The sequence below is a fragment of the Sporanaerobium hydrogeniformans genome, assembly GCF_002735925.1.
Lineage (GTDB): Bacteria > Bacillota > Clostridia > Lachnospirales > Cellulosilyticaceae > Sporanaerobium > Sporanaerobium hydrogeniformans.
In genome coordinates this window covers 359,052-383,787 of sequence record NZ_PEDL01000001.1, presented here as the reverse complement: position 1 = coordinate 383,787, position 24,736 = coordinate 359,052, and the positions used below count along the sequence as shown (strand labels likewise).

The window sequence follows — 24,736 nt, the reverse complement described above, 5'->3', positions numbered from 1 at the left end:
TTCGTATAAGGAAGGTAAAATAAATGATGCAGCTAAAAAATGTTTCCTTTTTAGGGAAAATCCTACTCTTCCCTAGAAAGAAAACATTTTATAAATAGCTTCTTATAGTAAGTACCTACTTTTCGTTATAGCTCTTTATAGAGCTAAAGAACTTCTAGTTCAAGAGGCCTATCTGTAATAATCCGATTTACACCCATTTGATTTAACCACTGAGCTTCCTCCTTGCGGTTTACCGTCCATACATAGACCTTCTTTCCTTTTGCATGTAGCTGATTGATGAGTTCTTGTGTTACTACTTTATAATGGATACTTAAGAACTCAAAATCTTGTTCAGCCTTTGCTATTTCATAAGAAGCTGTTAAAAGTCCTAACCTTAGGGTAGGCTCTTTTTCTCTAAGCCTTACAAGTAGTTCTCGATCAAAGCAGCAGAGCTCCACTTCGTTTATTGCCCTTTGGTTTTTCAATTCCTTTATGACAGCATTTACAAGTTCTTCTTGAAGAGCATAGCTCTTAAGTTCAATCAAAAGTGAGATTTTTCCTTTAGTAAGCCTTAAAGCCTCCCTTAAAGTAGGGATTTTTTCATCACGCGCTAGAACCTCCTCATAAGTTAAACTATAAATAGGTGCCTCTTCCCTTTCCTTCCCCTTTAAATTTTCATCATGACAAAGAATAACTTGCCCATCCTTTGTAAGTTGTACATCCACTTCAATCGCGCAAATAGGTTGCTCCATGGCATGTCTTAAAGCTTCTAATGTATTTTCTCTTCCTGCAGTACATCCTCCTCGGTGGGCAATCAGCTTTGCTTCATCTGCTGCCCAAGCTCTTCCTATTAATAAACAAAAACTCATGAAACTTATAGCTAAAACAGTGTACTTCTTCCTCTTCATGCTCTTCCCCTTCTGCCTGACTGTATCACTTGTCTTTCTAGCAAGCACTCATAAGTTTTAGCATTTTATTTCTAGAGGTCTCCTATACCTTTTAAGGCAAAGAAAAATCGTTAATTTTTACCACCTTTTCTTCTTTACTCCCTATTTATAAGCGCGATTTAAAATCTTCATATGCAAATTCTTTAATAAGACGAAAACCTGTCTCTTCACTATATAATAAAATAGAAGGTAAATTAACCCCATTGAAGGTATTGTTTTTTACCATTGTGTAATGGGCCATATCACAAAAAACAAGTTTATCTCCTGGTTGAAGTGGTTTTTTAAAGGAATAATCACCAATTACATCCCCTGCTAAACAGGTAGCTCCACCTAGGCGGTACGTATAAGGATATTCGCCTTCTTTACCACTCCCAATTATAAAAGGTCTATAGGGCATCTCTAATACATCAGGCATATGACATGCTGCTGAAGCATCTAAAATGCCTAGGAGCTTGTCATTCTCAAACGTATCTAAAACAGTGGCAACTAAATACCCTGTATTAAGAGCTACTGCTTCCCCAGGCTCTAAATAAATTTCTAAATCATATTTTTTCTTTATATGCTGAATCACCTTTATTAAAGCCTCTACCTCATAATCCTCTCGTGTAATATGATGTCCTCCCCCCATATTAAGCCACTTCATATCATAAAGGTATTTCCCAAACTTTTCCTCTACTCTCTCCAACGTATGGATAAGTGCATCTGCATTTTGCTCACATAAGGTATGGAAGTGCAGGCCTTCTAAGCCTTCTAAAGCCTCCCTTGAAAGTTGAGAGGACTTTTCCCCAAAGCGTGAGCCTGGAAAACAAGGGTTATAGAGATCTGTTGTGATTTCTGAGTACTCTGGGTTAATGCGAAGACCACATCCTATTTTTTTAACATTATTAGCTACTTTTTCTTTATAACGTCCCCATTGTTGGAGCGAATTAAAAACAATATGATCGCAATAGGTCATGATTTCTTCAAATTCTTCTTCTTTATAGGCCGGTGCATAAATATGCACCTCCTTCCCCATCTCCTCATAACCTAAACGTGCTTCAAAAAGTGAGCTTGATGTAACACCTGACAAATACTTAGCAATTAATGGAAAGGTACTGTACATAGAAAAAGCTTTTTGAGCCAGTAGGATATGACAGCCTGCTTTTTGTTCTACATACTGCAGACGTTCTAAATTTTTTCGTAAGAGGTCTTCATCCACTACATAACTTGGTGTCGGTATCTTTTCAAAGGGTATACCCATCTTCTCCTCCTTAATCTACAAGTGTAGGGTTAAAATTTTCTTGCCATGGAAGTCCCCATTTGTTAAGAGCCTCCATAAATGGATCGGGATCAAACTCCTCAACATTAAAGACACCTGGCTTCTTCCATTTGCCTGTCATTACTAGCATAGCGCCAATCATAGCAGGTACTCCTGTCGTGTAAGAAATAGCTTGTGAACCCACTTCTTTGTAGCACGCTTCGTGATCACATACATTATACACATAATAAGTTTTAGGCTGACCATCTTTTACACCTTGTATAATACAACCAATATTGGTTTTTCCTTTGGTACGTGGACCAAGAGAGGCTGGGTCTGGCAGTACTGCCTTTAAAAATTGTAAAGGTACAATTTGTTTACCTTCATATTCAATAGGTTCAATAGAAGTCATTCCCACATTTTCAAGGACACGTAAATGAGTGAGGTATTTTTCAGAAAAGGTCATAAAGAAACGAATACGTTTAATACCTTTTATATTTAAGGCTAACGATTCTAATTCTTCATGATGAAGAAGATACATCTCTTTTTCACCAATCTCTGGGAAATCATATACTTTTTTAATTTCAAGAGGCTCTGTTTCTATCCACTGTCCATTTTCGATGTAACTTCCTTTAGCTGTAATCTCTCGAATATTTATTTCTGGATTAAAGTTTGTTGCAAAAGGATACCCATGATCTCCTGCATTCGCATCCAAAATATCGATATAATGAATTTCATCAAAATAATGCTTCATAGCATAAGCTGAGAAAACACCTGTTACTCCTGGATCAAAACCACTTCCTAAAAGAGCTGTAATACCTGCTTTCTCAAATTTTTCACGGTAGTCCCATTGCCACTTGTATTCAAATTTAGCAGTATCCAGTGGTTCATAATTTGCTGTATCCACATAGTCTACTCCTGTAGCTAAACAGGCATCCATAATGGTTAAATCTTGATAAGGCAGGGCCACATTGATGACAATATCTGGCTTAAAACTTTTAATAAGTGCAATGAGCATTTCTGTATTATCTGCATCCACCTGTGCCGTTTGAACTTTTGTTTTCCCCCCCTCTAACTGAGCTTTGAGGGCGTCACATTTAGATTGTGTACGACTTGCAATACAAATTTCCTCAAACACTTCATGATTTTGACAACACTTATGTGCCACTACGCCGGCTACACCACCCGCTCCAATAATTAATGCTTTTCCCATCTTAATCATCCTTTCTTATTTATCAAATAATTTTTTTATCATATTAGGAAGAGCAAAGCTCCCCTTGTGTATAGCAGTATTGTAATACTGTGTATCTAATTCCAACGCTTCCCATTGATCTTTCTTTAAATCTCTAACAGGATCATATTTTTTAGAAGCAAATCCAAATAACCAATATCCAGAAGAATAGGTAGGAATGCATGCTCCATAAAATTTTGTAATAGGGAAGAAGGCACTTACTCGTTCATAAGTCTTTTGAAGAGAACCTTTGTTACGCTCATAATAAGGACTTTCATGTTGATTAATGAGTATGCCATCCTCTTTAAGAGCTTTATGGCAATTACCATAGAATTCCTTGGTAAAAAGTCCTTCTCCTGGACCAAAAGGATCTGTCGAATCTACTAATATAAGATCATAGGCCTGTTCTTTGTCCCGTACAAAACGTAGCCCATCCTCATAATAAAGATGAACTCTAGCATCATCAAGCTTACTGGCTGTCTGGGGTAAATAGTGTCTACATACTTCCACTACCCGTTTATCAATTTCTACTACATCAATGTGGGTAATACTTTTATAGCGCGTTAATTCTCTTACAGCACCACCATCTCCCCCTCCAATAACCAGCACTTTCTGAATAGCTGGATGGGTAGCCATTGGTACATGAACCATCATATCGTGATAAATACATTCATCCTTTTCAGCAACCATCATTTGGCTATCAAGTGTTAAAAAGGTACCAAATTCATAAGACTCCATAACATCGATACGTTGAAATCTGCTTTGCTCTGAATAAATATGACGGTCTACCTTGATGGAAAGCCTTACATTAGGACTATGTTCCTGTGTATACCAAAGTTCCATTTCCTTCCTCCTTCGTTTTTATTCTTCTTCACCTGAGCCTTCATACTCAGTAACGATATTTATACGAGCTACCTCTCGATCCTCTGTGCCTGTTAAAAAACAGCCTTTCTCTTTTGCATAGTTAATATAATCTAAAATCTCTTGAGTGATATATTCTCCTGGTGCTAATATGGGGATTCCTGGAGGGTAGCACATCACAAATTCGCTACAAATTTTCCCTCTGCTATTTTCTAAAGGAACTGAATGCTTCGATGTATAAAAAGCTTCTTGGGGTGTCATAGCTACTAAAGGATTAATGTATTCATGGTCTAACATACCGGCTTTGTCTTTACTATAAAGCCTTTTAATCTCAGAAAGAGAAGAAATAAGTCGTTCAATAGCAAAATCCTTATCCCCTACAGATACGATTGCTAAAATATTTCCAATGTCACCAAATTCAATTTGAATCGTATAATCATCTCGTAAAATATCATAAACTTCAATACCAGCAAGGCCAATGGCTCTTGTATGTACCGAAAGCTTTGTCACATCAAAATCAAAAACTGTATCTCCATTAACAAGCTCTTTTCCAAAGGCATAATAACCACCTAGCTTATTTATTTCCTCTCGAGCATATCTAGTCAGTTCAATCACTCTATCAAAAATTTCCTTCCCATTAAGAGCCAGGTTTTTCCTCGAAATATCCAGTGATGACATTAAAAGATAGGAACCACTTGTGGTTTGAGTAAGGTTAATAATCTGTCTTACATAGCCCTCCTTCACCTGATTATTGATAAGTAAAAAAGAACTTTGAGTTAAGGATCCCCCTGTTTTATGCATACTCACAGCCGCCATATCTGCTCCTACACTCATGGCTGACTGTGGAAGCTCCTCATGAAAATAAAAATGTGTTCCATGGGCTTCATCCACTAATACAAGCATATGATGTGCATGCGCCAACTCTGTAATCTTTTTTAAAGGGGAACATATTCCATAGTAAGTTGGATTATTTACTAATACTGCCTTTGCATCAGGATTTTCTAAAATAGCTTGTTTCACACTTTCATAGGACATTCCTAACGGAATTCCCAATTCCTTATTTACACCTGGATTTACATAAACAGGAATAGCTCCACTAATAATAAGGGCATTAATGGCACTCCTATGCACATTACGAGGCATAATAATTTTCTCACCCTTTTTGCATGCACTCATAACCATGGCTTGCACTGCAGAAGTGGTCCCGTTTACCATAAAAAAGGCATGCTTACTACCAAAGGCATCTGCCGCTAAAACTTCCGCTTCTTTGATTACTGAAACAGGATGGCATAGATTGTCTAATGGTTTCATAGAATTCACATCTATACCCATGCAACTTCACCTAAAAAGCTTGTAAGCTCTCGATTTCCTTGTCCCCTTTTGTGACCTGGCACATCAAAAGGAACGATTCGACTCGCTTTGTAACCTTGTAAGGCTTCATAAATAGGCATTCTTTCTTGCGCATACTTATACATAGGCTTATTTCCTTTACAAATCAAATTTTATCCATCCAAATAGTATAGGTAATAGTAAAGTATTTGTTTAGTATTAATAGCCATTTTCTAGAACAATTTAAACCTTGCACTTACTGGCTCATGAGTTAGACCTACCTCTTGGATTTCGTTCAATATTGTACAATAACCAAAAATAAATAGCAATACTTTTCTTATTTTATCTAATTTATTTGTTTATTAATACTAAACTTTTTAACTCCATTTTTTAATATTTTTAATATGTATACATTTTATAGCTTATGATCACCTTTCTTCTTATTGCTATTTTCAAGGCTTATAGGATTTCTTTACAAACGACTTTATTTTTTATTGTTATAGAAAAATTTTTTTAGGAATTTAATGTAAACTTTAAATTCTCTTCTAAAATCTTTATTGAAATAAAAAAACATTTACAAAAGTGCTCTATTTTTAGCTTACTTTTATAAATGCTTTTTATTTGTTCTTTATTCATTGGTTTCTGAATGCCTTTTAGGTGATTTACCTATTTTTTTCTGAAAAGACATCTAATTTATAAAGCTGATAAAGATTAATTAATACAATAATGGTATTGGCAACAGCTACAGGATAGGCTTTAACTAAAAAAGCATAAATAATAAAAAAAACACATCCAATTGAATTAATAACTCTCAGTTTTATAACAGATGTCATCAAAAGTGAGATGGCAATAAATAAAGAAGCCGCATAACCTATCCATTCTACCCATGCTACACCAAACATCTTCACTCCTCCTATCTGTCATTTAGCTATTTACTGGTAGTATAAGACATTTACCACTTTTTTATTTATAGACTCATCTTTATTTGCCTTTAAACCCTTTGATAGGTTACCTTAAGCTTTTTAAGAAGATAAATTTAAAAGTTCTCCTACAGTAACTATTTCATACCCTTCTTTGAGAAGTCCTTCTAAAAGAGCTGGCAAAGCTTCAGGTGTATGAATATCATCTAATATATGCAAGAGTAAGATAGCACCATTATAGCTCTCTTTTAGCATATAATCAGTAATGTATTGTGCACTATTATTAGAATCCCAATCTCTTGCACTAGGTCCGTATTGAACAATAGTAGGATATCCTGCTTCATAAATAGCCTGGGCAATTTCTTCATTCAGGATCCCTCGAGGAGGCCTTAAATAACGTTTTGCTTCTTTATTAATCGCCCAGCTAATCACTTCATGGGCTTTTTTCACTTCCTCCTTGATTTCATCCTTTGTAAGTGTATCTAAATTTTGATGACTGTAAGTATGGTTAGCAATCTCATGCCCTCTTTGTGAAATGGCATACGCAAGACTCGGATTATTTTCTACCCCCTTTGCACGCAGAAAAAAGGTAGCCTTTACCCCATAAGCATCTAACGTATCTAAAATACGATCCACCGTATCATCTGTTGCCCAATCATCAAATGTAAGAGCTACTCTTTTTTTATCACTTAGTCCTTTTTCAAAAATGCCATTGGATACCTCTTGCTTTTGTTGTGACCAGTCTTCTAATAATACAAAACGATTTTCTTGCCTTTCCTCATAAATCTTAACAAGGTCTTCTAATGATACCCAGCTAAATTGTTTCTCCTTTAGCTTTTCGTCTATTAAGGCAACAATTTCGTCAAGTCGTGTTGTTTTTTCGGCATTTAAAACAATAATACTTCCACGTTTTTTGTACGCATCTACATAATTAGCTATTTGTGCAGGTGTTTTTCCTTTCCAGTCTTGAGGGTTAATGGTATAGTCTATAAGATAAGGATAACCACATTGACTTGCTGCTAGTTGCACCTCTTCATCCATCCCACGATAACCTACACGTAAGACATTGGGAACTACCCCAGTATGCTTTACAATCATCTCGTGGGATTTTTTTATTTCTATTATTTTTTGAGTGTAATCTACTGTTCTTAAATCTAACCCACTTACAGTCCCATTCCCTAATTGATGCCCTCTTCTCACGACTTCCTTTGCTTGTTCTGCTTGATCATTTATTTTGCTTCCTACTACAAAAAAGGTAGCCTTAATTGCCCTTTCATCAAGAACTTGTAAGAGTTTTTGCATTTCTTCTTCTCCCCCTAAACCTTGAAAAGTAAGTGCCATAACTTTTTGCTCTGTAATAGCATAAGAAATAATTTCTGCCTTATCTCCTTGCCAATCAGGGATGTAGTTTTCTTTACTTTCTTCTATTCGATTAGTGATACCATCATTTGTAAGAGGGTATTTCTGCCTCTTTTCTACTTTTTGACAACCGATTACCGAGCTCAGCAAGAGTCCTACTAAAAGCAGTATTCTTTTTTTGCCTTTCATTCTTATCACTATGCTCTCCTCTATTTATATCCTCTTTAAATTCTTAATCTATCCTTTAAATTACATTCATACATTATGCTTCTTTCTATAAACCACTCATTTCACTTAGTAAATTACCTCCTAACCGCCAAATGACAAAGCGAGAAATACCTTCCTTATACGCTTGTCTAACCCAACTTTCAAGTGTTATTTTATCCGCATACCAGACTTCATGTGCATGTCCCTTTTCATCTTTATAACGAAACCATATGGCTCCACTTGCTCCATCCCTTGTTGCTTTTACCCTCTTTTTTATACGTAAGGCTTCTGCTTCACTATAAGTTAATGCTTGCGGCTTTTCCCCCTCTACCCAGTCAAACCCGCCTAATGAAAAAGCTAATTGTCTATTTGAAACATTGGCTTTCATTTTATTACACAAAGCTTTAATGAGTTCTTTATCTGCTTTAGGACCCGGCCCACTGTGGTAACCATAAAGATTATAAGCCATCATCACGTAATCATATGCCAAAGGTAGGTCTACCTTTTCAATAGGACTTTTGGGCTCTAATACAATACGTAATTTTTTATTTTTGCTTTCAAGAATCTGACCTAATTCTTTAATAAACACACTATAATTTTCCCATGCTTCTTCATCTAATCTCTCATAGTCAAGTTCTAAACCTACAAATGGACCTTTTTGTACCGCACTTACTAGTTCCTCAATATGGTCCTTACGCTTTTTAGGATCCTTTAAAAGAGCCTTTATGAAGTTGCCATCTTTTTGTTGGATGTCTTTTCCACTATCATAAAATACATCATTCACAATAGTTAAATACATAGGCTTCTTTAATGCCTTCAGTTCTTCTTTCATCTTCTCTACTGCTTCAGGAAAATAGAGACTTCCATCTTCCTTAAAATAACCACCAAAAAGAGCACTACTTACAAAAATATCCTTTGCTTTTTTATACTCTTCCATACCTCGCTCACTATCCCAATCTACAATCCAAGCGGCAAACTCTATTTTTTCCCATTTCATCCACCCATAGCATCCCACTAAAAATAGACAAATAATGCCTACTCCTACCATAAACATCCTTTTTTTCATACTTTCTATCCTTCTCTATTTTTAGATTAATCCTTTACTTTTCTTTTTAACACCTTCTACCTTATTCCTGATAGGTAACCTTTTTATCTTCTTGTAATTGCAAAAGCAATTCTTCAGCCGACCATTTCTCATCTACTATGCAATAATTCAAATCATAGGGTGATGCTTGTTTTGTATTATAGCTAGTGCCTTCTCGATTAAAATGAATAGAGAAATACTCTTTTATCTTTTGATCATTAACCTTTTCTACCGCCTCGTTCATACCAGCATATAAGCTATTTGAATGCATAATTTGATAGGCTCTTGGCTGATAACCTAGAATTTCTGTATAAACAGCATTTAATTGATCATAATCCCAACTTAAGCGCTCTGTCATTTCTTGGGTTGTCTCTACAGCTAAGCCATAACCATCTCTTAAATAATCCATTAAATAATGATTATATGTTTGCTCAGACTCTTTCACATTGATATAAGCAAAACGATAGCCACTACTTCCTATCTCCCAATAGCTATTTTTATCTAATCGCTTTAAATCCTTTTCTTTTAAAAAAAGACGATCCTTTGATAAAAATTGACTTGCATACGTCATCATTACTGCCTTAAAATTATACTTTTCTAAAAGAGGTTGTGCAAAAACTACAGTATCCTTCCGTCCATCTTCAAACAGGATACACACCGCTTGTTCTGGTAAAGGTTTTCCTTTTTCATAATAATCTATTATTTCTTGTATGCCGATGGACGTATACCCTGCTTCTTTTAGTGCCTTTAAATGCGTTTCTAACTGCTCTCTAGTAATTAATCCTTCTTTTTCTCTTCGTGTGACTCCATTATAAGCCAATACTGAAAACCCTTTTTGCTGCTTCCAGTACGTTTGATCAGGTTCTTTATATGTCTTAGGAAAAAGCAAATACAGACTTATACCTATTACTATCCCTAACAAAAGGAGCCACTCTACTACACTGCGTAGAGCCTTTTTTATATTTTTTCTCCTTACTTCACGCTCCATTTGTACTTTGATACTCATTATTTCCCCTCCTTTTTATCTTTTTAGCTTCTTTCTTAGCTTCAGCTAATACATCTTCCTTGGTCTGTCTTGTACCCCATGTTGATTTCCAGAAGGTCAAACAGGCAATAGGCATTTGCCATACTAAAATTCCTTCATAGAAAAGGCAAAACCATAGTCCATAAATCCATATTTTGCTTTTTCTAAACCAAAGATATATAAAGCTCATCAAAAAACTCATTAGTAAAATCCCTATTAAGAAAACCCAAGGGAAAATCCCATAAGTCAGCGGAACATATACCACATTATATAAAATAACAAAAGGAGCTAAAAGGGGGACTATAAATCCTGCATAAAAGGAAAGAGCTTGGAAAGGTTCTTTTTTCCACATAAAACTTCCAGCTCTTAAAGATTCTCTTAACCAAGAACGTTTCCATCTCATCTGTTGTTTAAGAAATACCTTGAACTCAGAGGGTACAATTGTAGTACAAATGGCTGTATCTTGATACACAGTACGATGATTTTTAAGAATATAGTTGGTCATACTTCGATCATCTCCAAAAGTAGCTGGCTGTCCAAAAAAGGTTTGACTAAGCCAATCTTCTTTATAGTATTCCACTAATTCTTTACGATAACATGAAATAGGACCTGATAGACATGTCACTGCATCAAAAATTGATTCTGCCGCTTTAATCATTCGAAAGGCTACATAGTAACGTACTGCCTGCATCTTAGTAATACTATTCGTCCATGCATTTTCCACATCTGTTCGTCCTGTTACACCACCTACTTTAGGGTCTCTAAAAGGCTGTACCAAATGACGAATAGCTTGGGGTTTTAGAAAACTGTCCGAATCCACAAAGGTCACTAACTCATGCGTAGCAGCTTCCATCCCTTTAACAAGTGCTACACGTTTTCCACTATTTTCTTTAAGAGGAATAAACTTAATACGTCCTTCTAGCTCATATTGCCCACATTTTTCCTTGAGAAGAGCAATGGTTTTTTCGATAGCCTCTACAGAGCCATCTGTTGAACAATCATCTACTACAATGACTTCAAGCTTAGAAGTAGGATAATCTTGATTAAGACAGCTAATAATTGTTTTTTGAATCCATCTCTGTTCATTGAAGCAAGGAATGATTACTGAAACACCGGGTGTATAGTTCTTATTAATAGGTACAGGACGATAAAATCCACCAAACAAATAACGTGTCAAAAGATAGGTGGCCGTTAAAATACTATACCCATAAAATAAAGGCGCATACTTAAAATAAATAATGCTTTCTACTCGCATCAACGCAATTAAAAAAACGATAAAGGCTAAAAAGAAGCTAGAAAATGTTAAATCAGCAAACCATCTTCTATATTTAAAATGTTTATCTAAATCTTTTCTAAATTTAAAGCCAACTAAAAATGTATTCGTTTCTTCAAGAGACTCTGCTTTTCTCTTAACAGCTGCATAAATACGCACTTTTTGGTCATATCCTTCTAGGATACTGCCTGTCGGAATTTTAAAATGCAACTTATATTCTTTCTCTGTAAGCAAAAGTTCTTGATCAGCTGACGAAATACTTATTAATGCTCCACTTACTGAAATATCAACTAAAGTTCCCTTTATCTTTTTATGAGTCTTTGGTAAATCAATACTTACCGGACACTCCACCTTGTAGCGTACTCCTTTTTCATAGGAGGTCTCTCCTCGTCGGTCAGTTTTTTGACGTATATGAGAAGGATCAGGTACATGTGTCAAAATGCGCCTTTCATCTTTCGCTTTAGGATAAACTTCTTCTTTCTTTATTAATTTTTCTCTTAATTTATTTAACATAAATCCCCTCCTTATCCCTGTATGCTTTAAATAGTTTGTCTTTTTTAAGGAAGTTTTTAAAAAGGTTGACATAACTTAAATTTAAATTCAAAAAAATAGGAGCACCTATTCGTTACTCCTTTTCTCCTTTTATTATAGAATTGATAGAGAAAGCTTGTCAATTCTTATTGCACGTTTTCCTGTCTTCTCCTTATAATTCCTTTTCTTTCCAAGAAATATAAGTGCACTTATCTGTATTTCTTAAATAGCTGTAAATAATATAGACTTCATCTATCTCTTGTTTGGTAAATTGTTTACGTGGCTTCGTTGTATTTTGCTGTAGCTTTTCCCTTAGAAAAGAGGTTACCTCTTTTCTAAATACATGTTCCGTAAAAAGGATAGTTGTTCCCAATAGGCCATAGACCTTTATACCTCCAAGTGGTTTAGGTACAAAGAGCAAGCCTTTTTGTCTACTTAGCCCATAAGCAATAGCTTCCTTTTTAAAGTTCAAAGCCTTAAGACTTCCTATTATATTGCGATATTGGGCTGCTTCTTCAAATTCTAATTGATTTGCTGCTTTTTCCATCTTCATCTTATAAAAGTTAAGGACCTTCTGATGTTTTCCTCTTAGAAAATCAAACATATCTTGTAAATGAGATGCTAAAACTTGTCTGGCCACTTCCTGCTCACAAAAACCTAAACATCTTCCTCTTAAAAAGGATAGACAACCTTCCTTTTCTACTACCTCTTTGCAAGTTGGCCATCCATAATACAGATTAATAGCCTCTATTGCTTCTTCTAAACTCTGCTTACGGTCATAAGGTCCAAAGTAGATTCCTTCTTTACCTTTTTCATAAGCTAGTCTTGCCCGTGGCAAAGCTTCTTCTTTATTCACAACAATATAACAATATTTTTTATCTTCTTTTAGTAAACGATTATAAATAGGTTTTAATTCTTTAATAAGAGTACACTCTCTTAAAAGAGCATCTAGTTCCGTATCTACTACTTCATACTCTATACTTTTTATATGACGAACAAGCTTTTTAACCTTAGAAGACTGTCCTTTATCTGAACCAAAATAGGAACTCACTCGCCTTCTAAGCTGCTTTGACTTTCCTACATAAATGACTGTGCCCTCACTATCTTTCATCAAGTAAACACCGGGTAAATCAGGTAATGTCTTTGCTTTCTCCTTCAATGTCTGCTTCATGCTCTCTCCTTACTTTAAAAAAGAATGTTAAAAACTATTTAAAATAAGTTACTCTAAATAGTTTTAACATCCTTTATATTTTATAATAAAGTTTTCATAAGCTCTGCTGAACTAAGTGGAGATAAATAGGCAAGAGGTACATCAAATACTGTTTTTGCACCTACTTGACCTTCTCGATTCATACGCACTGCTGCACGCGCATAGGCTACTAGCACTTGAGCTGTAAACTCTGGATTGCTGTCTAATTTAAGTGAGAACTCAATGATTTGCTGATGTTCTTCTTGCATGCCTGTTACACCACTTCTAAATACAAAACCTCCATGAGGCATCTTATCATGCTTTGCTTTAAGTTCTTCTTCTGTAATAAAGTGTACAATTGTATCATAATCCGAAAAATAGTTAGGCATATTCTTAATTGTACTTTCAATTTCTGCTTGATCTGCACCTTCTTCGGCCACTACAAAACACTCTCTTAAGTGTTTTTGACGTGTTGTAAGTTTAGGATTCTCTCCTTTTCGAACAGCTTCGATTGCTTCTTCCATCGGAATAGTATATTGAATGCCATTTTTAACACCTGCTACGCGACGAATCGCATCCGAATGACCTTGGCTTACTCCCTTACCCCAGAAAGTATAATCTTCTCCTTTTGGCAAGAAAGCTCCTGACATCATACGTACCATTGAAAATAAACCAGGATCCCAACCTACAGAAATAATGCTTGTTTTACCTGCATCAGCGGCTGCTGCTTGCATATTACTAAAGTATTCTGGAATACGTGCGTGAGTATCAAAGCTATCAATGGTATTAAATAATTTTGCAAGTTCGGGCCCTTGTACAGGTAAATCCGTTGCAGAACCACCACATAAAATCAATACATCAATTGCTTCTTGATAAGCTTCTAGCTCGTTTATAGGAACAACCTTAGCCACTTTAGTTTGAATGTTTACTGTCTCTGGCTTTCTTCTTGTAAAAACGGCTACTAATTCCATATCTGGATTCTGACCTAAGGCTACTTCTACGCCACGACCTACATTGCCATAACCCACAATCCCTACTTTTATTTTATGATTCATGATAGATTGCCTCCTGTATCTTTTGTAAATTTACTCTCCTCTACTAGCCACTTCCAATTAGTAGTTTTTTTGAGTACTACTAAATTATTTATGTTTTTTTCTATTTTGTCAATAGCTTCGAATGACATTTTTCTCCTTTTTCTCAGTTATTTTCTTCTGCCTAGTACGCATTTCCTTATACTTTTACTGATGTATCCTCTAAATACCTTCTTCCTACCAAAAGAATCATCAGTGATATAACAAATAGCAAGGTAATAGAAAGAATAGATAAAGAGCTTCTTCCAGTTACACCTTTTATACCGGCATAAAGAGCCGGTCCAATAACTGCTGCAAATTTACCAAATACATCAAAGAAACCAAAATACTCTCCAGACTTCTCAGGTGGGATCAGCTTACCAAAATAAGAGCGAGATATGGCTTGAATACCTCCTTGAACGGTCCCTACCACCGCTGCCATAAACCAAAAAAGTCCTTCTGCTTCACCTATGCTTAAAAAACCTTCCTCTAATCCAAAGCCCATCCAAAAACCTAATACACAAATAAAGAGATAGACCATAACTGCACCTTTAATCAGCTTTAAAGCCCCCCACCTTCCACTTAATTTTCCGAACAAAATGGCGCAAGGAAATGCTACTAATTGGGTAACTAAAAGTGCCAGTATCATTTTCACACTATCTAATCCTAAAGTGGCTCCATAACTAGTTGCCATATTAATCACCGTATTGACTCCATCAATATAGAAAAAATAGGCTAACAAAAAAACAAAAAGTCTTTTGTTTTCAAAAATATTTTTAAGCGTCTGTCCTATAGCTTTAAAAATTTCTCTTAATTGTAAGGCATTATGCCCATCTATAGCATGCTCTTGCTTAACATTTTTAAGGAAGGGAATCGAAAAAAGCCCCCACCAACAAACAGTTAAAACAACTGATAAACGTATAGCCATAGGCATGGTAATTCCTATTTTTTCACCTGCTGAAATGAGCAAAATACTCATTAAAAAAGGTATCGTACTTCCCCCTATGTATCCTAGTCCATAACCTAAACTTGAAACATGATCCATCCTTTTAGCATCTGTAACATCAGTTAAAAAGCTATCATAAACCAGACAAGAGCCCGAAAAACCAATGTGGGATACAGTATAACCTAAAAGCATAAGCCTCCAGCTCCCCGTAAAAGCTGTTACCAGTGTAAAAATAAGTCCTACTCCTAAAAAACTATTAAAAAGCTTTTTCTTATATCCTTTATAATCAGCAATAGCACCTATAACAGGAGCTAATAGTGCCATTGTAAAGGTAGCAATAGCCGTCCCAATGCCCCACCAAAAATCTCCTGATTCTCCTTGCGCTTGGCAAACACTGCTAAAATAAATAGGAAATATAGCAGCCATCATAATCGTCGCATAAACGGAGTTTGCAAAGTCATACATCACCCAACTTTTTTCCTGTTTTGTCAACCTCATAAAACCCTCTCCTTATAAATATTTTCTTTTATCTTTCCTTTTATGTCGGGCATGTCAAGTTCACATTCTTTAGCAATTAGGGCTGTTAAGTCGAGTAAACTTCCTCCCTTTAGCACCTTCCCTTGCTCAAACCTTTTTCCTCTCACCCCATAAAACACCTTGTAATGCGGGTAATCTAGGGGGTAACCGTGATTGCCTTTTTCCTGTATCTCGCGGCGTTCATAAAAATAACCTACTTTTGCACAAAAGCCAAAAGGTAAATCTCCCCTTCCACATAGTTGCATTTCTTCTGTCGTTAGAAAACGGTTAAAACCTTGTGTTCCCCTAAGATGTTCTTTCATCTGTACAACAGTGGCTTCTGAACAATTGTAAGCATGGAAAAAAGCTGATCCACCACAGCATTCAATATAAGCTTCCTCCTCTGATATACCCCTTTCTCTTAAATAAATATTAGGCTGAATGCATTGATGAACATTTAATTGCCCATGATCTGAAAAGAATATAACTGTTGTTTCCTCATCAATTACTGCTAGAAGCTTTCCTAAGTTTGCATCTAAGGCTTCGTAAGCCTCTTTTAACTTTTTACTGTCTTTGCCATACTGATGACAGAGAGAATCATATGCAGTTAAATGAAGTAGCATTAAATCTGGCTGTTTTTCCTTAATAATATCGCACATGACTAAGGTAGAAAACTGATCTAGCTGAGGCTGCTGAATCCCCTTTAAAACTTTTTTATGTCTTAAAAATTCTTTTAGCTGTAAAAATTTTGAGCCTGCTCTTAAACTGACAATCATTTGGCTTTCACGAGGCTTTGCCATAATTTCTGGTACATTATAAGCAATTTCCTTAGCGCCTCCAGTAACTGGCCACATAACAGCCGCTGTTTTTAATTGTTTTTCATTAGCTGCCTGCCAAAGGGTCTTAGCCTTTATAAACTGACTAAAACATAGCCAATCTGGGTGATTATTACCTGGTTGCACCTTGGTATTTGAAAACACACCATGCTCATAGGGATATGTCCCAGTTGCAACAGAGGTATGAATAGGATAGGTGTTAGAAAGAAAAAGAGAATCCACTTCTCTTACTAAAGTACTTTCTCTATATAATGTTTTAAAATGCCTATATTCTTTTAATATATCAAACGTCTCGTCAGATACTGCATCTAGACTAATCACTAATACTTTACTCACAAGGTACAACTCCTTTCTTTTACCTATTATACCATGGTTTATAAGAGTTAACCTTACTAAAAAAACTCACTCTTCTATTGCCTTAAGAGTGAGTTTTTTATACTATTTTATTTGATTGTGAAGAAAAGGAGCCATTTTTTCATAGACACTATAAGGAATGGTAAAACCTTCGTCTGTTATGCCCACATCTATTCCTGGTCTGTTTTTACCATGAAAATCTGTCCCTCCTGAAGCTAAGAATCCTTGCTTTTCTATTAATTCTTGTGCAAACTGATTTTCTGACTCCGTAAAAGAAGGATAATAGCGTTCAATAGCCATAAGTCCTTTACGCTTTAAAATAGAAAGATGTTTTACTATTTCATTTTTAGGATAGTCTTTAAAACCGATATTTTTAGGATAATGAGCAAGTACACTTACACCCCCTGCTTTTTGAATGAGTTCTAGTGCTTCATCTACTCCAATAAGCTCTCTAGCTCCATAAGGAATAGGGTCTAGATATTTATTCCATCCTTCTACTGCCGTCTGGATCTTACCTTCCCTATAAAGATAACGGATAATATCCACACGATCCAAGTACTGTGTATAAGCAGCTTCTTCTAATGCACGTCTTGGAATAACAACACCCTCTTTTTCAAGAATTTGTAAAATATCTTGAAGTCGCTTTTCTTTTCGTTCCTTTAAGCCAATATAGGCTTTTTTGAAACAAGGTTCCTCTATGTCAATGCCCAAACCAAGTATATGAAGTAATCGCCCTTCACCATATGGACAAGTTAGTTCAATCCCAGGTATAAAGCAAATGCCCTGGGCTTTTGCTTCCTGGCCTGCCTCTTCTAAAGCATCCAACGTATCATGATCTGTAATAGCTACAACCTCTACATTATTTAATACTGCTTGCTTTATGATCTCTTTAGGTTCACTTGTGCCGTCAGACATTTTAGTATGCGTATGTAAATCAATTCTTGTCATCTTCTTCTCTCCTTCAAATCCTTCTGCTTTCCTTCGTTTTGATTATAGCACGCTGATTGGATACGTCAAATAGCCCATATCTGGCAAAAGGCACCCTTTCCCCTTACATCAATACCTTAAGTGCATCAAAAAAAAGTTTTCCCCATTCATGACAAATAAGCTCTCGATTCACTTCATAAACAGGACGATAATGCTCTTCCTTAAAAATTTCATTATGTGCTTCTTTCTTTAAGCACCGCATTTCCATACCTAAGGAAGCATAGCTCCCCCAACGTCCAAATTTATTAGCAAAATAGGGGTCTATCACAGAAGTAAAAAATAGTATTTTCTTTTGTTTATTCGTTATAAGCTCCATGATCTCGAGTGGATACATTAAGCAAGAAAGAGGGCATAGGTCATAAATAGGTATTTGATGGTCTAAGGCATATTTATGTGCCACACATTTATAACTTTCCCCTTCTTTTATTAGCAACGTGCAATGACCATTATACGCTCTAATTTGCCCCTCATTTCTAATAAACCCTCCTCTCTCCTTAATTGCCTGATAGCTTACTTCATCTGCATATCTTACTTCTTCCTCTATAAAAGGTAAATGCATTTTAAAGTTTTTAAGATTTCGACCTCCAAAGTCACAAGGACTTCCACAACAACACCCATATTGATGAATTTTGGTACAGTCAAAACAGTTTAAATAAATAGGCTTTTTAAGCGCTTGTATGTCTACTAAATACACTCTATCCCCATGGTCAATAACCCCTAGGTTTTTTTGCAACAAATAGTCTCTAAAAATACCTACATCATATGTAAAATATTCTTTTAAATCATAATAACCCACTTCTAGCACCGATTGGAGAAGCTTCTCTAGCCGTTCTTCTCCTTTCGCCTCCTGTGGATAGTGGGTTATAACAAAAGGATTACCTTCCCAATAAGACACCTCTGTATCTAGAAAAATTTCTGCTTTTTTAAAAAAAGCTTCCATTTGACGTTGTATTTTTTTTAAAAATTTTGTGCTATAAAGAGCTTCTTCTGTACTTACTTTAAGCTTTATACCTTTCTTGTCTAAAACAAGCCCTTCTACCTTTCCCCTCTCCTCTTTACACCATCCCTTAACCAATTCCTCCAAGGTACCTTGTAGCTTAAAATCCTCCATCCTTTGACTATCCTTTACCTGCCAGATGAATATGTAATGATATAAGTTTGTTTTCATTTTCTTTCCCTTCTATGTCTACGGTAAATACCCTTTTAATCTATTATAAACCACCCCCCTTTTCTTTCAAGCCATAATAAGAAAAGGATTATATACTTCGTATAATCCTCTCAATTCCTTCTTTAAGTAGAAGGTGTTTCAAGTACTTTTAGTTTTTTAGCCATCCACTTTGTAGTACTGGCTTGAAGCAAAAGAGTAATAAGCAAAGTCATAAATACAACTGAAGAGATAATTTCATAGCCTGTTATACGCATTGAAACCACTAATCCAGACAAAGCAGCTGGTATAACACCTGTTTCTCTTACCCACATCATAAAAAAGATTTCACGTTTCTTCCATTGAGCCTTTTTATCTGGTAACGCACATATTAAAACAACTAAAGGTCTTGCAATAAACATGAGCACGAGAACAATGATAAATGATTTTAAACCATATTTAAGAAGTGCCTGCATATCCACATGTGTTCCTAGAACTAAAAAAATTGCCATTCGAGATAAAGTCGAAATATTTTCCCTAAAGTGAACAGCAGATACAAAGTTTTCTTCTGGGGCCCACAGTCCAAACTGCTTCTTATTCCCAGATATAAGGCCAGCTATAAATACCGCCATGTAACCACTTCCATGTAGCCTTTCTGCTAGCTCATAAGCAAATATTACTGTAAGTACTGAAATAATAGGACCAAATTCTCTAAAAATACCGTACTGCTTATCAGAAGAAAGAGCTTCACCAGTAAGGCTTACCACTGCTCCTACTACGATCCCTACACCTGCCATCATTATGAGTTGTATCAAACTTTTGGTAGGTGTAAATGAGCCTGTTAAAATGGTAGCTAGAAGGGAGGTTACTAAAATAGCTCCTGTGGCATCATTAAACGCAGATTCGCTAATAATAGTTTGCTTTAGCTTATTGCGAATCGCCACTTGATTAAAAATAGGAATAAGACTGGCTGGGTCTGTTGAGGCAATAATAGCTCCCATTAGAAGGCAGATACTAAATGGTAATTTAAAAACGAAAACCATGCCTATAGCAACTACCACCATAGAAATAAATACACCTAAGGTAGCTAATAAGCCTACCGTTATCTTAATCTGATTAAGCACTCTTAATTTGATTTCTCTGCCCCCTTCATACAATACAAAAGCTGAACCAAAGCTTAAAATAATTTCATTAACGACTGGAAAAGATTCTACATCAATAATATTAAAGAAAAGTGGACCTGCCAATATACCTAGTAGTAAATATATAACCACATCAGGTACCTTGAGCTTCTCACTAAACCATCCACCTATAATACCTACAACACCCATTGCACCTAAAACCAAAAGGAGTTCATTGGCACTAATAGCCGAACTACTCATTGCTTCCACAACACCACCACCTTACTCCATTTATTTCTAAGCTTAGTTTTACCTATTCAGGTGATTGTATGCATTGAGACATTGAGGTTCTTTAGGATTAAATTTTATTAAAGGCACTAGCAAGCATAAGTTTGATACGATTCATTTGATTCACTTCACTGGAGTCAGGGTCATATTCAATGGTCACTACATTTACTCCCTGATGAAGTTTTTTAATTTTCTTTAATACACCTCGTGTATTGGCATGTGCTGGCAAACATCCAAAAGGCTGCATGCAGATAATGTTTTTGACATCCCATTTAACTAACTCCATAATCTCACCCGAAAGCTTCCAGCCTTCACCTGATTGGTGACCTAAGTCTATAATTTGGCTCGCATGACGAGCTAATTCACTTATTTTTTCAGAGGCATAGAAAAGCTTACTTTTCTTAAGAGCTTCTGTATAGATTTTTTGATAGCTTTCAATAAAACGAATGGTTATTTTCCCTTTTAAATTTTCTCCAAAGCTTCCATTTAACTTTTTATAACGATACTGCTGATTGATCCCTGGTGCTAATAAAAGAGACAATAAGTCGTTGGCAACTACCTCTACCCCTTCTTTTTCAAGAACTTCTACTATATGATTATTGGCAATAGGATTAAGCTTCACAAGGGACTCTCCCACAATCCCTACCTTTGGCTTTGAAATATTTTTACGTGGCAGTTTTTCAAAGTCTTCAATAATATGGTGAATGATTTGTCTAAAAGTTTCTTTATTCATTTTAGCAAAAGAAGCTTTACACTTTACTAACCACTCTTCATATAGCTTATTCGCACTTCCTGTTATTTTTTCATAAGGCCGTACACGATAGAGTACTTTTGTCAATAAATCCCCATAAATCATACCTATCACAGCATTTTTCATTATTTCTATGGTAAGACCTTCTAATGTGTTTTCCTTTTTTATTCCTGCTAAACTGAGTGATAAAACTTGTACCTCTTCCATACCTGCATCTTGTAGGCTTTTTTGAAGAAGATTTAAATAATTAGTAAAACGGCATTGACCTTCTGTTTGAGCAAGCAGAACAGAGGTTGTATTTAAATCATATTTACCAGATTTTAAGGCCTCCATAATCTGACCAATAACTACCATAGCAGGGTAACACATATCATTATTAAGATATTGAAGTCCTTCTTTTAAAGGCTGTTCATTATTACGCAGTACTTCCACTTGATAACCATAGTGGTGCAGCATACCTGCTAATACTTCAAAATGAGTAGGCGAAAATTCTGGCACAATAATCGTGCCTTTTTTACTTTCCCTTTTTACACTGACCTTTTGCACCTTTTCCTGTTTCTTTTTTACCATTTGCCTCTGTTCTCTTTCTTCGATAGAGGCCTTTAAAGACCTTAAACGAATACGTGCCGCTCCTAAATGACTCCCCTCATCAATCTTGATAACTGTACTAAGTTTTCCTTTACTTTCTAATATTTCTTGAACCTGCTCTACTGTAATCGCATCAATACCGCAGCCAAAAGAGGTTAACTGTACCAATTCAATGAGTGGTTCCTCTACCACCTGATTAGCCGCTGCATAAAGACGTGAATGGTAAGCCCATTGGTTCACTACACGAAGAGCTATTTCTTTATTCCCCAAATGGGCAATGGCATCCTCTGTTAGCACGGCAAAACCTAAGCTGTTAATCAATTTGGGAATACCATGATTTATTTCAGGATCAATATGATAAGGTCTACCCCCTAATAAAACCCCACGTATCCCTTTCTCATTTAAAAACCTTAGTGTCTCTTCACCTTTTTGACGCATCGCCTCTTTAAAGCTTTCTTGCTCTTTTGTGGCTGCCTCTATACCTTCATGAATTTCCGCCTTACTTATATGAAAAACCTTAAACTCTTCATATAATCTTTTTTTCAGTTTCTTTTTATCTGTCATAGGTAAAAAAGGATGGATCAGCTGAACCTTCTCCTCTTCTAAATGCTCCATGTTATTAGCAATTACCTCTGGATAAGAGGTAACAACAGGACAGTTAAAGCAATTATCTGCCTGCTCAAACTCCTTCGCTTCATGTACAATACAAGGATAAAAAATCTGCTTGACACCACGCTCTATCAAATCTTCTATATGTCCATGAACCATCTTGGCAGGGTAACAAGCTGTTTCTGATACAATGGACTCTACTCCCTTCTCGTAAACTTTCTTAGAAGAAGGAGAGGACAGTTCAACACGAAATCCTAAATAGGTAAATAGCGTAAACCAGAAGGGATAATTCTCATACATATTAAGTACCCTTGGTATTCCAATCACTCCTCTTTTAGCTTGCTTGGGTGATAAAGGTATATACTTAAAAACTCTTTTATATTTATACTCATATAAATCAGGTAGTTCACTTTCTTTTGAGTCATTTCCTAAAGGTGCTTCACAGCGATTGCCCGATATAAAACGTTTATTATTAGGAAAACTATTGAGTGTTAATAAACAGTTATTTGAGCATCTCCCACATCTTGCTGTTTTTGAATTCGCCTTAATCGTTTCCAGTTCCTTTAGCTCTACTAAAGTTGTACTTTGTCCCTCTTTAAAACGTTCTTTTGCTAAAAGAGCTGCACCAAAGGCGCCCATCAGTCCAGAAATATTGGGACGAATAACTTCTTTTCCTATGAGCTTTTCAAAGCTTCGTAAAACACCTTCATTATAAAAAGTTCCACCTTCTACTACTATATGTTTTCCTAATGCTTCTGGATTTTTTAGTTTAATGACCTTATATAAACTATTTTTAACTACAGAGTAAGCAAGACCTGCTGAAATATCCTCTACACTAAAACCTTCCTTTTGTGCTTGTTTTACCTTTGAATTCATAAAGACCGTACATTTGGAGCCTAAATCTACTGGATGCTTAGCAAAGAGTGACTTCTTAGCAAAGCTTTGAATATCTAATCCCAATGAATTGGCAAAGGCTTGAAGAAAAGAACCACATCCAGCAGAACAGGCTTCATTTAAGGTAATGCTTTGAATAGCACCTTCTTTAATATGTAGGCATTTCATATCCTGTCCCCCGATATCTAGTATAAAATCAACCTCTGGACAGAAAAATTTTGCCCCCTTATAATGTGCTACTGTCTCAATCTCACCTAGATCTATACTAAAAGCTTCTTTTAATAAAGCTTCCCCATAACCGGTTACGCAGGAATAAGCTATTTGGGCACGTGAGGGTAGTTGTGTATAAATTTCTTTTAAAATTACCCTTGTTGCCTCAATAGGGTTCCCTTTATTACTTGCATAGTACGAATAAAGGATTTCTCCTGCTTCATTAATAAGTGTAGCTTTAGTAGTAGTAGAACCTGCATCTATTCCTAAAAAGCAACGTCCACTTGCCTCTTCCAGTTTACCTTCCTTTACCTGACTCTTCCCATGTCGTGCTTTAAAAGCTAAATAATCTGCTTCCTTTTCAAATAAAGGAGGTAAGGTCTGATACTTTTTGTCTTGGTTTTGACCTTCCCTTCTTAACTCTTTTAATAAAGCTTCATAGGTTTTAACTCCTTTTTCTTCACAAGCCAGAGCTGCTCCCCAAGCAACATAAAGCTCAGAATGCTCTGGAAAAATAACTGCCTCATCACTTAACTCCAAGACTTCTATAAAACGCTTTCGTAACTCCGAAAGGAAAGTAAGGGGCCCTCCTAAAAAAGCAACCTTCCCTCGAATGGGCCTACCACAGGCTAAAACGCTAATGGTTTGTACCACCACCGCATGAAAAATAGACATAGCAATATCTGCTTGTTTTGCTCCTTCATTCATAAGGGGTTGGATATCTGTTTTAGCAAATACACCACACCTAGCGGCTATGGGATAAATATGTCCATAAGCTTTAGCAAGGGTATTAAGACCACTGGCATCTGTATGGAGCAAGGTCGCCATTTGGTCAATAAAAGCACCCGTCCCTCCTGCGCAGGTTCCATTCATCCTTTGCTCTAGGCCACCTTGCAAATAGGTAATCTTGGCATCTTCTCCTCCAAGCTCTATAACAACATCTGTTTCTGGATGCTTCATTTGAATAGCCTTAGTACTTGCTATAACCTCTTGAATAAATGGAATCTTTAGTTCTTCTGCTAAACTCATTCCTCCCGAGCCTGCAATGCACAAACTTAAAGCATGCCCACCTATAATCTCCTTTGCTTGCTCTAAACAACTTGTAAAAGCTGTTCTAATTTCTGCAAGATGACGTTTGTATGTTTTATAAATAAGGTTTCCCTCTTGATCAATGACCACCATCTTTATAGTTGTTGATCCAATATCTACTCCAATTTTTAATAATGCACTCATGCTACTCTCCTATAACTT

At 36.0% G+C, this 24,736-nt stretch carries 17 protein-coding genes and 1 pseudogene; all 18 read right to left on the bottom strand.

The features are described 5' to 3' along the window. Window positions 1-143 precede the first annotated feature (143 nt). The 18 genes and pseudogenes from CS063_RS01855 to CS063_RS01770 all read right to left on the bottom strand — a co-directional run bounded on the left by CS063_RS01855 (window position 144) and on the right by CS063_RS01770 (window position 24,718). The gene (locus CS063_RS01855) at window positions 144-887 is read right to left on the bottom strand and encodes a glycerophosphodiester phosphodiesterase (RefSeq protein ID WP_099448012.1); all 744 of its coding nucleotides are present in this window, start codon (window positions 885-887) and stop codon (window positions 144-146) included. A 145-nt stretch (window positions 888-1,032) separates the two neighbouring features. Next, window positions 1,033-2,166, bottom strand: coding sequence for a carboxynorspermidine decarboxylase (gene nspC / locus CS063_RS01850; protein ID WP_099448011.1), 1,134 nt, complete (start codon window positions 2,164-2,166; stop codon window positions 1,033-1,035). 10 nt (window positions 2,167-2,176) lie between these two features. Then, window positions 2,177-3,376 carry a saccharopine dehydrogenase family protein gene (locus CS063_RS01845; protein ID WP_099448010.1) on the bottom strand — a complete coding sequence of 400 codons (1,200 nt, stop codon included), beginning with the start codon at window positions 3,374-3,376 and terminating at the stop codon, window positions 2,177-2,179. Window positions 3,377-3,391: 15 nt separating this feature from the next. Beyond that, window positions 3,392-4,237: a polyamine aminopropyltransferase gene (gene speE / locus CS063_RS01840; protein WP_099448009.1), complete on the bottom strand. Its 846-nt coding sequence runs from the start codon at window positions 4,235-4,237 to the stop codon at window positions 3,392-3,394. 18 nt (window positions 4,238-4,255) lie between these two features. After that, window positions 4,256-5,730, bottom strand: a pseudogene (locus tag CS063_RS01835) (aminotransferase class I/II-fold pyridoxal phosphate-dependent enzyme). Between the two features lie 516 nt (window positions 5,731-6,246). Then, entirely contained in the window at window positions 6,247-6,486 is a 240-nt protein-coding gene (locus CS063_RS01830; RefSeq protein WP_099448008.1) for a YgjV family protein, read from the bottom strand. 120 nt (window positions 6,487-6,606) lie between these two features. After that, entirely contained in the window at window positions 6,607-8,052 is a 1,446-nt protein-coding gene (locus CS063_RS01825; protein ID WP_308415410.1) for a polysaccharide deacetylase family protein, read from the bottom strand. Between the two features lie 85 nt (window positions 8,053-8,137). Then, window positions 8,138-9,136 carry a glycosyl hydrolase family 18 protein gene (locus CS063_RS01820; RefSeq protein WP_099448006.1) on the bottom strand — a complete coding sequence of 333 codons (999 nt, stop codon included), beginning with the start codon at window positions 9,134-9,136 and terminating at the stop codon, window positions 8,138-8,140. 61 nt (window positions 9,137-9,197) lie between these two features. Beyond that, window positions 9,198-10,160, bottom strand: a complete 963-nt coding sequence (locus CS063_RS01815; protein ID WP_099448005.1) for a polysaccharide deacetylase family protein — start codon at window positions 10,158-10,160, stop codon at window positions 9,198-9,200. Next, the gene (locus CS063_RS01810; RefSeq protein ID WP_099448004.1) at window positions 10,132-11,964 is read right to left on the bottom strand and encodes a glycosyltransferase; all 1,833 of its coding nucleotides are present in this window, start codon (window positions 11,962-11,964) and stop codon (window positions 10,132-10,134) included. Before CS063_RS01810 ends, CS063_RS01815 begins: the two co-directional genes overlap by 29 nt. 190 nt (window positions 11,965-12,154) lie before the next feature. After that, entirely contained in the window at window positions 12,155-13,153 is a 999-nt protein-coding gene (locus CS063_RS01805) for a GIY-YIG nuclease family protein (protein ID WP_099448003.1), read from the bottom strand. Between the two features lie 80 nt (window positions 13,154-13,233). Beyond that, window positions 13,234-14,226: a diaminopimelate dehydrogenase gene (locus CS063_RS01800; RefSeq protein ID WP_099448002.1), complete on the bottom strand. Its 993-nt coding sequence runs from the start codon at window positions 14,224-14,226 to the stop codon at window positions 13,234-13,236. A gap of 175 nt (window positions 14,227-14,401) precedes the next feature. Continuing rightward, window positions 14,402-15,685 carry an MFS transporter gene (locus CS063_RS01795; RefSeq protein WP_099448001.1) on the bottom strand — a complete coding sequence of 428 codons (1,284 nt, stop codon included), beginning with the start codon at window positions 15,683-15,685 and terminating at the stop codon, window positions 14,402-14,404. Further along, complete coding sequence (locus CS063_RS01790) at window positions 15,682-16,875, bottom strand: alkaline phosphatase family protein (protein WP_180270640.1); 1,194 nt, start codon at window positions 16,873-16,875, stop codon at window positions 15,682-15,684. Before CS063_RS01790 ends, CS063_RS01795 begins: the two co-directional genes overlap by 4 nt. Window positions 16,876-16,977: 102 nt before the next feature. Further along, the gene (locus CS063_RS01785) at window positions 16,978-17,841 is read right to left on the bottom strand and encodes a PHP domain-containing protein (protein WP_099447999.1); all 864 of its coding nucleotides are present in this window, start codon (window positions 17,839-17,841) and stop codon (window positions 16,978-16,980) included. Window positions 17,842-17,944: 103 nt separating this feature from the next. Next, window positions 17,945-19,048 (bottom strand): hypothetical protein, encoded by a 1,104-nt coding sequence (locus CS063_RS01780; RefSeq protein WP_099447998.1) that lies wholly within the window; start codon window positions 19,046-19,048, stop codon window positions 17,945-17,947. 122 nt (window positions 19,049-19,170) lie between these two features. Further along, complete coding sequence (locus CS063_RS01775; protein ID WP_099448197.1) at window positions 19,171-20,406, bottom strand: cation:proton antiporter; 1,236 nt, start codon at window positions 20,404-20,406, stop codon at window positions 19,171-19,173. Window positions 20,407-20,503: 97 nt separating this feature from the next. After that, window positions 20,504-24,718: an acyl-CoA dehydratase activase-related protein gene (locus CS063_RS01770; RefSeq protein WP_099447997.1), complete on the bottom strand. Its 4,215-nt coding sequence runs from the start codon at window positions 24,716-24,718 to the stop codon at window positions 20,504-20,506. Between the last annotated feature and the right edge of the window lie 18 nt (window positions 24,719-24,736).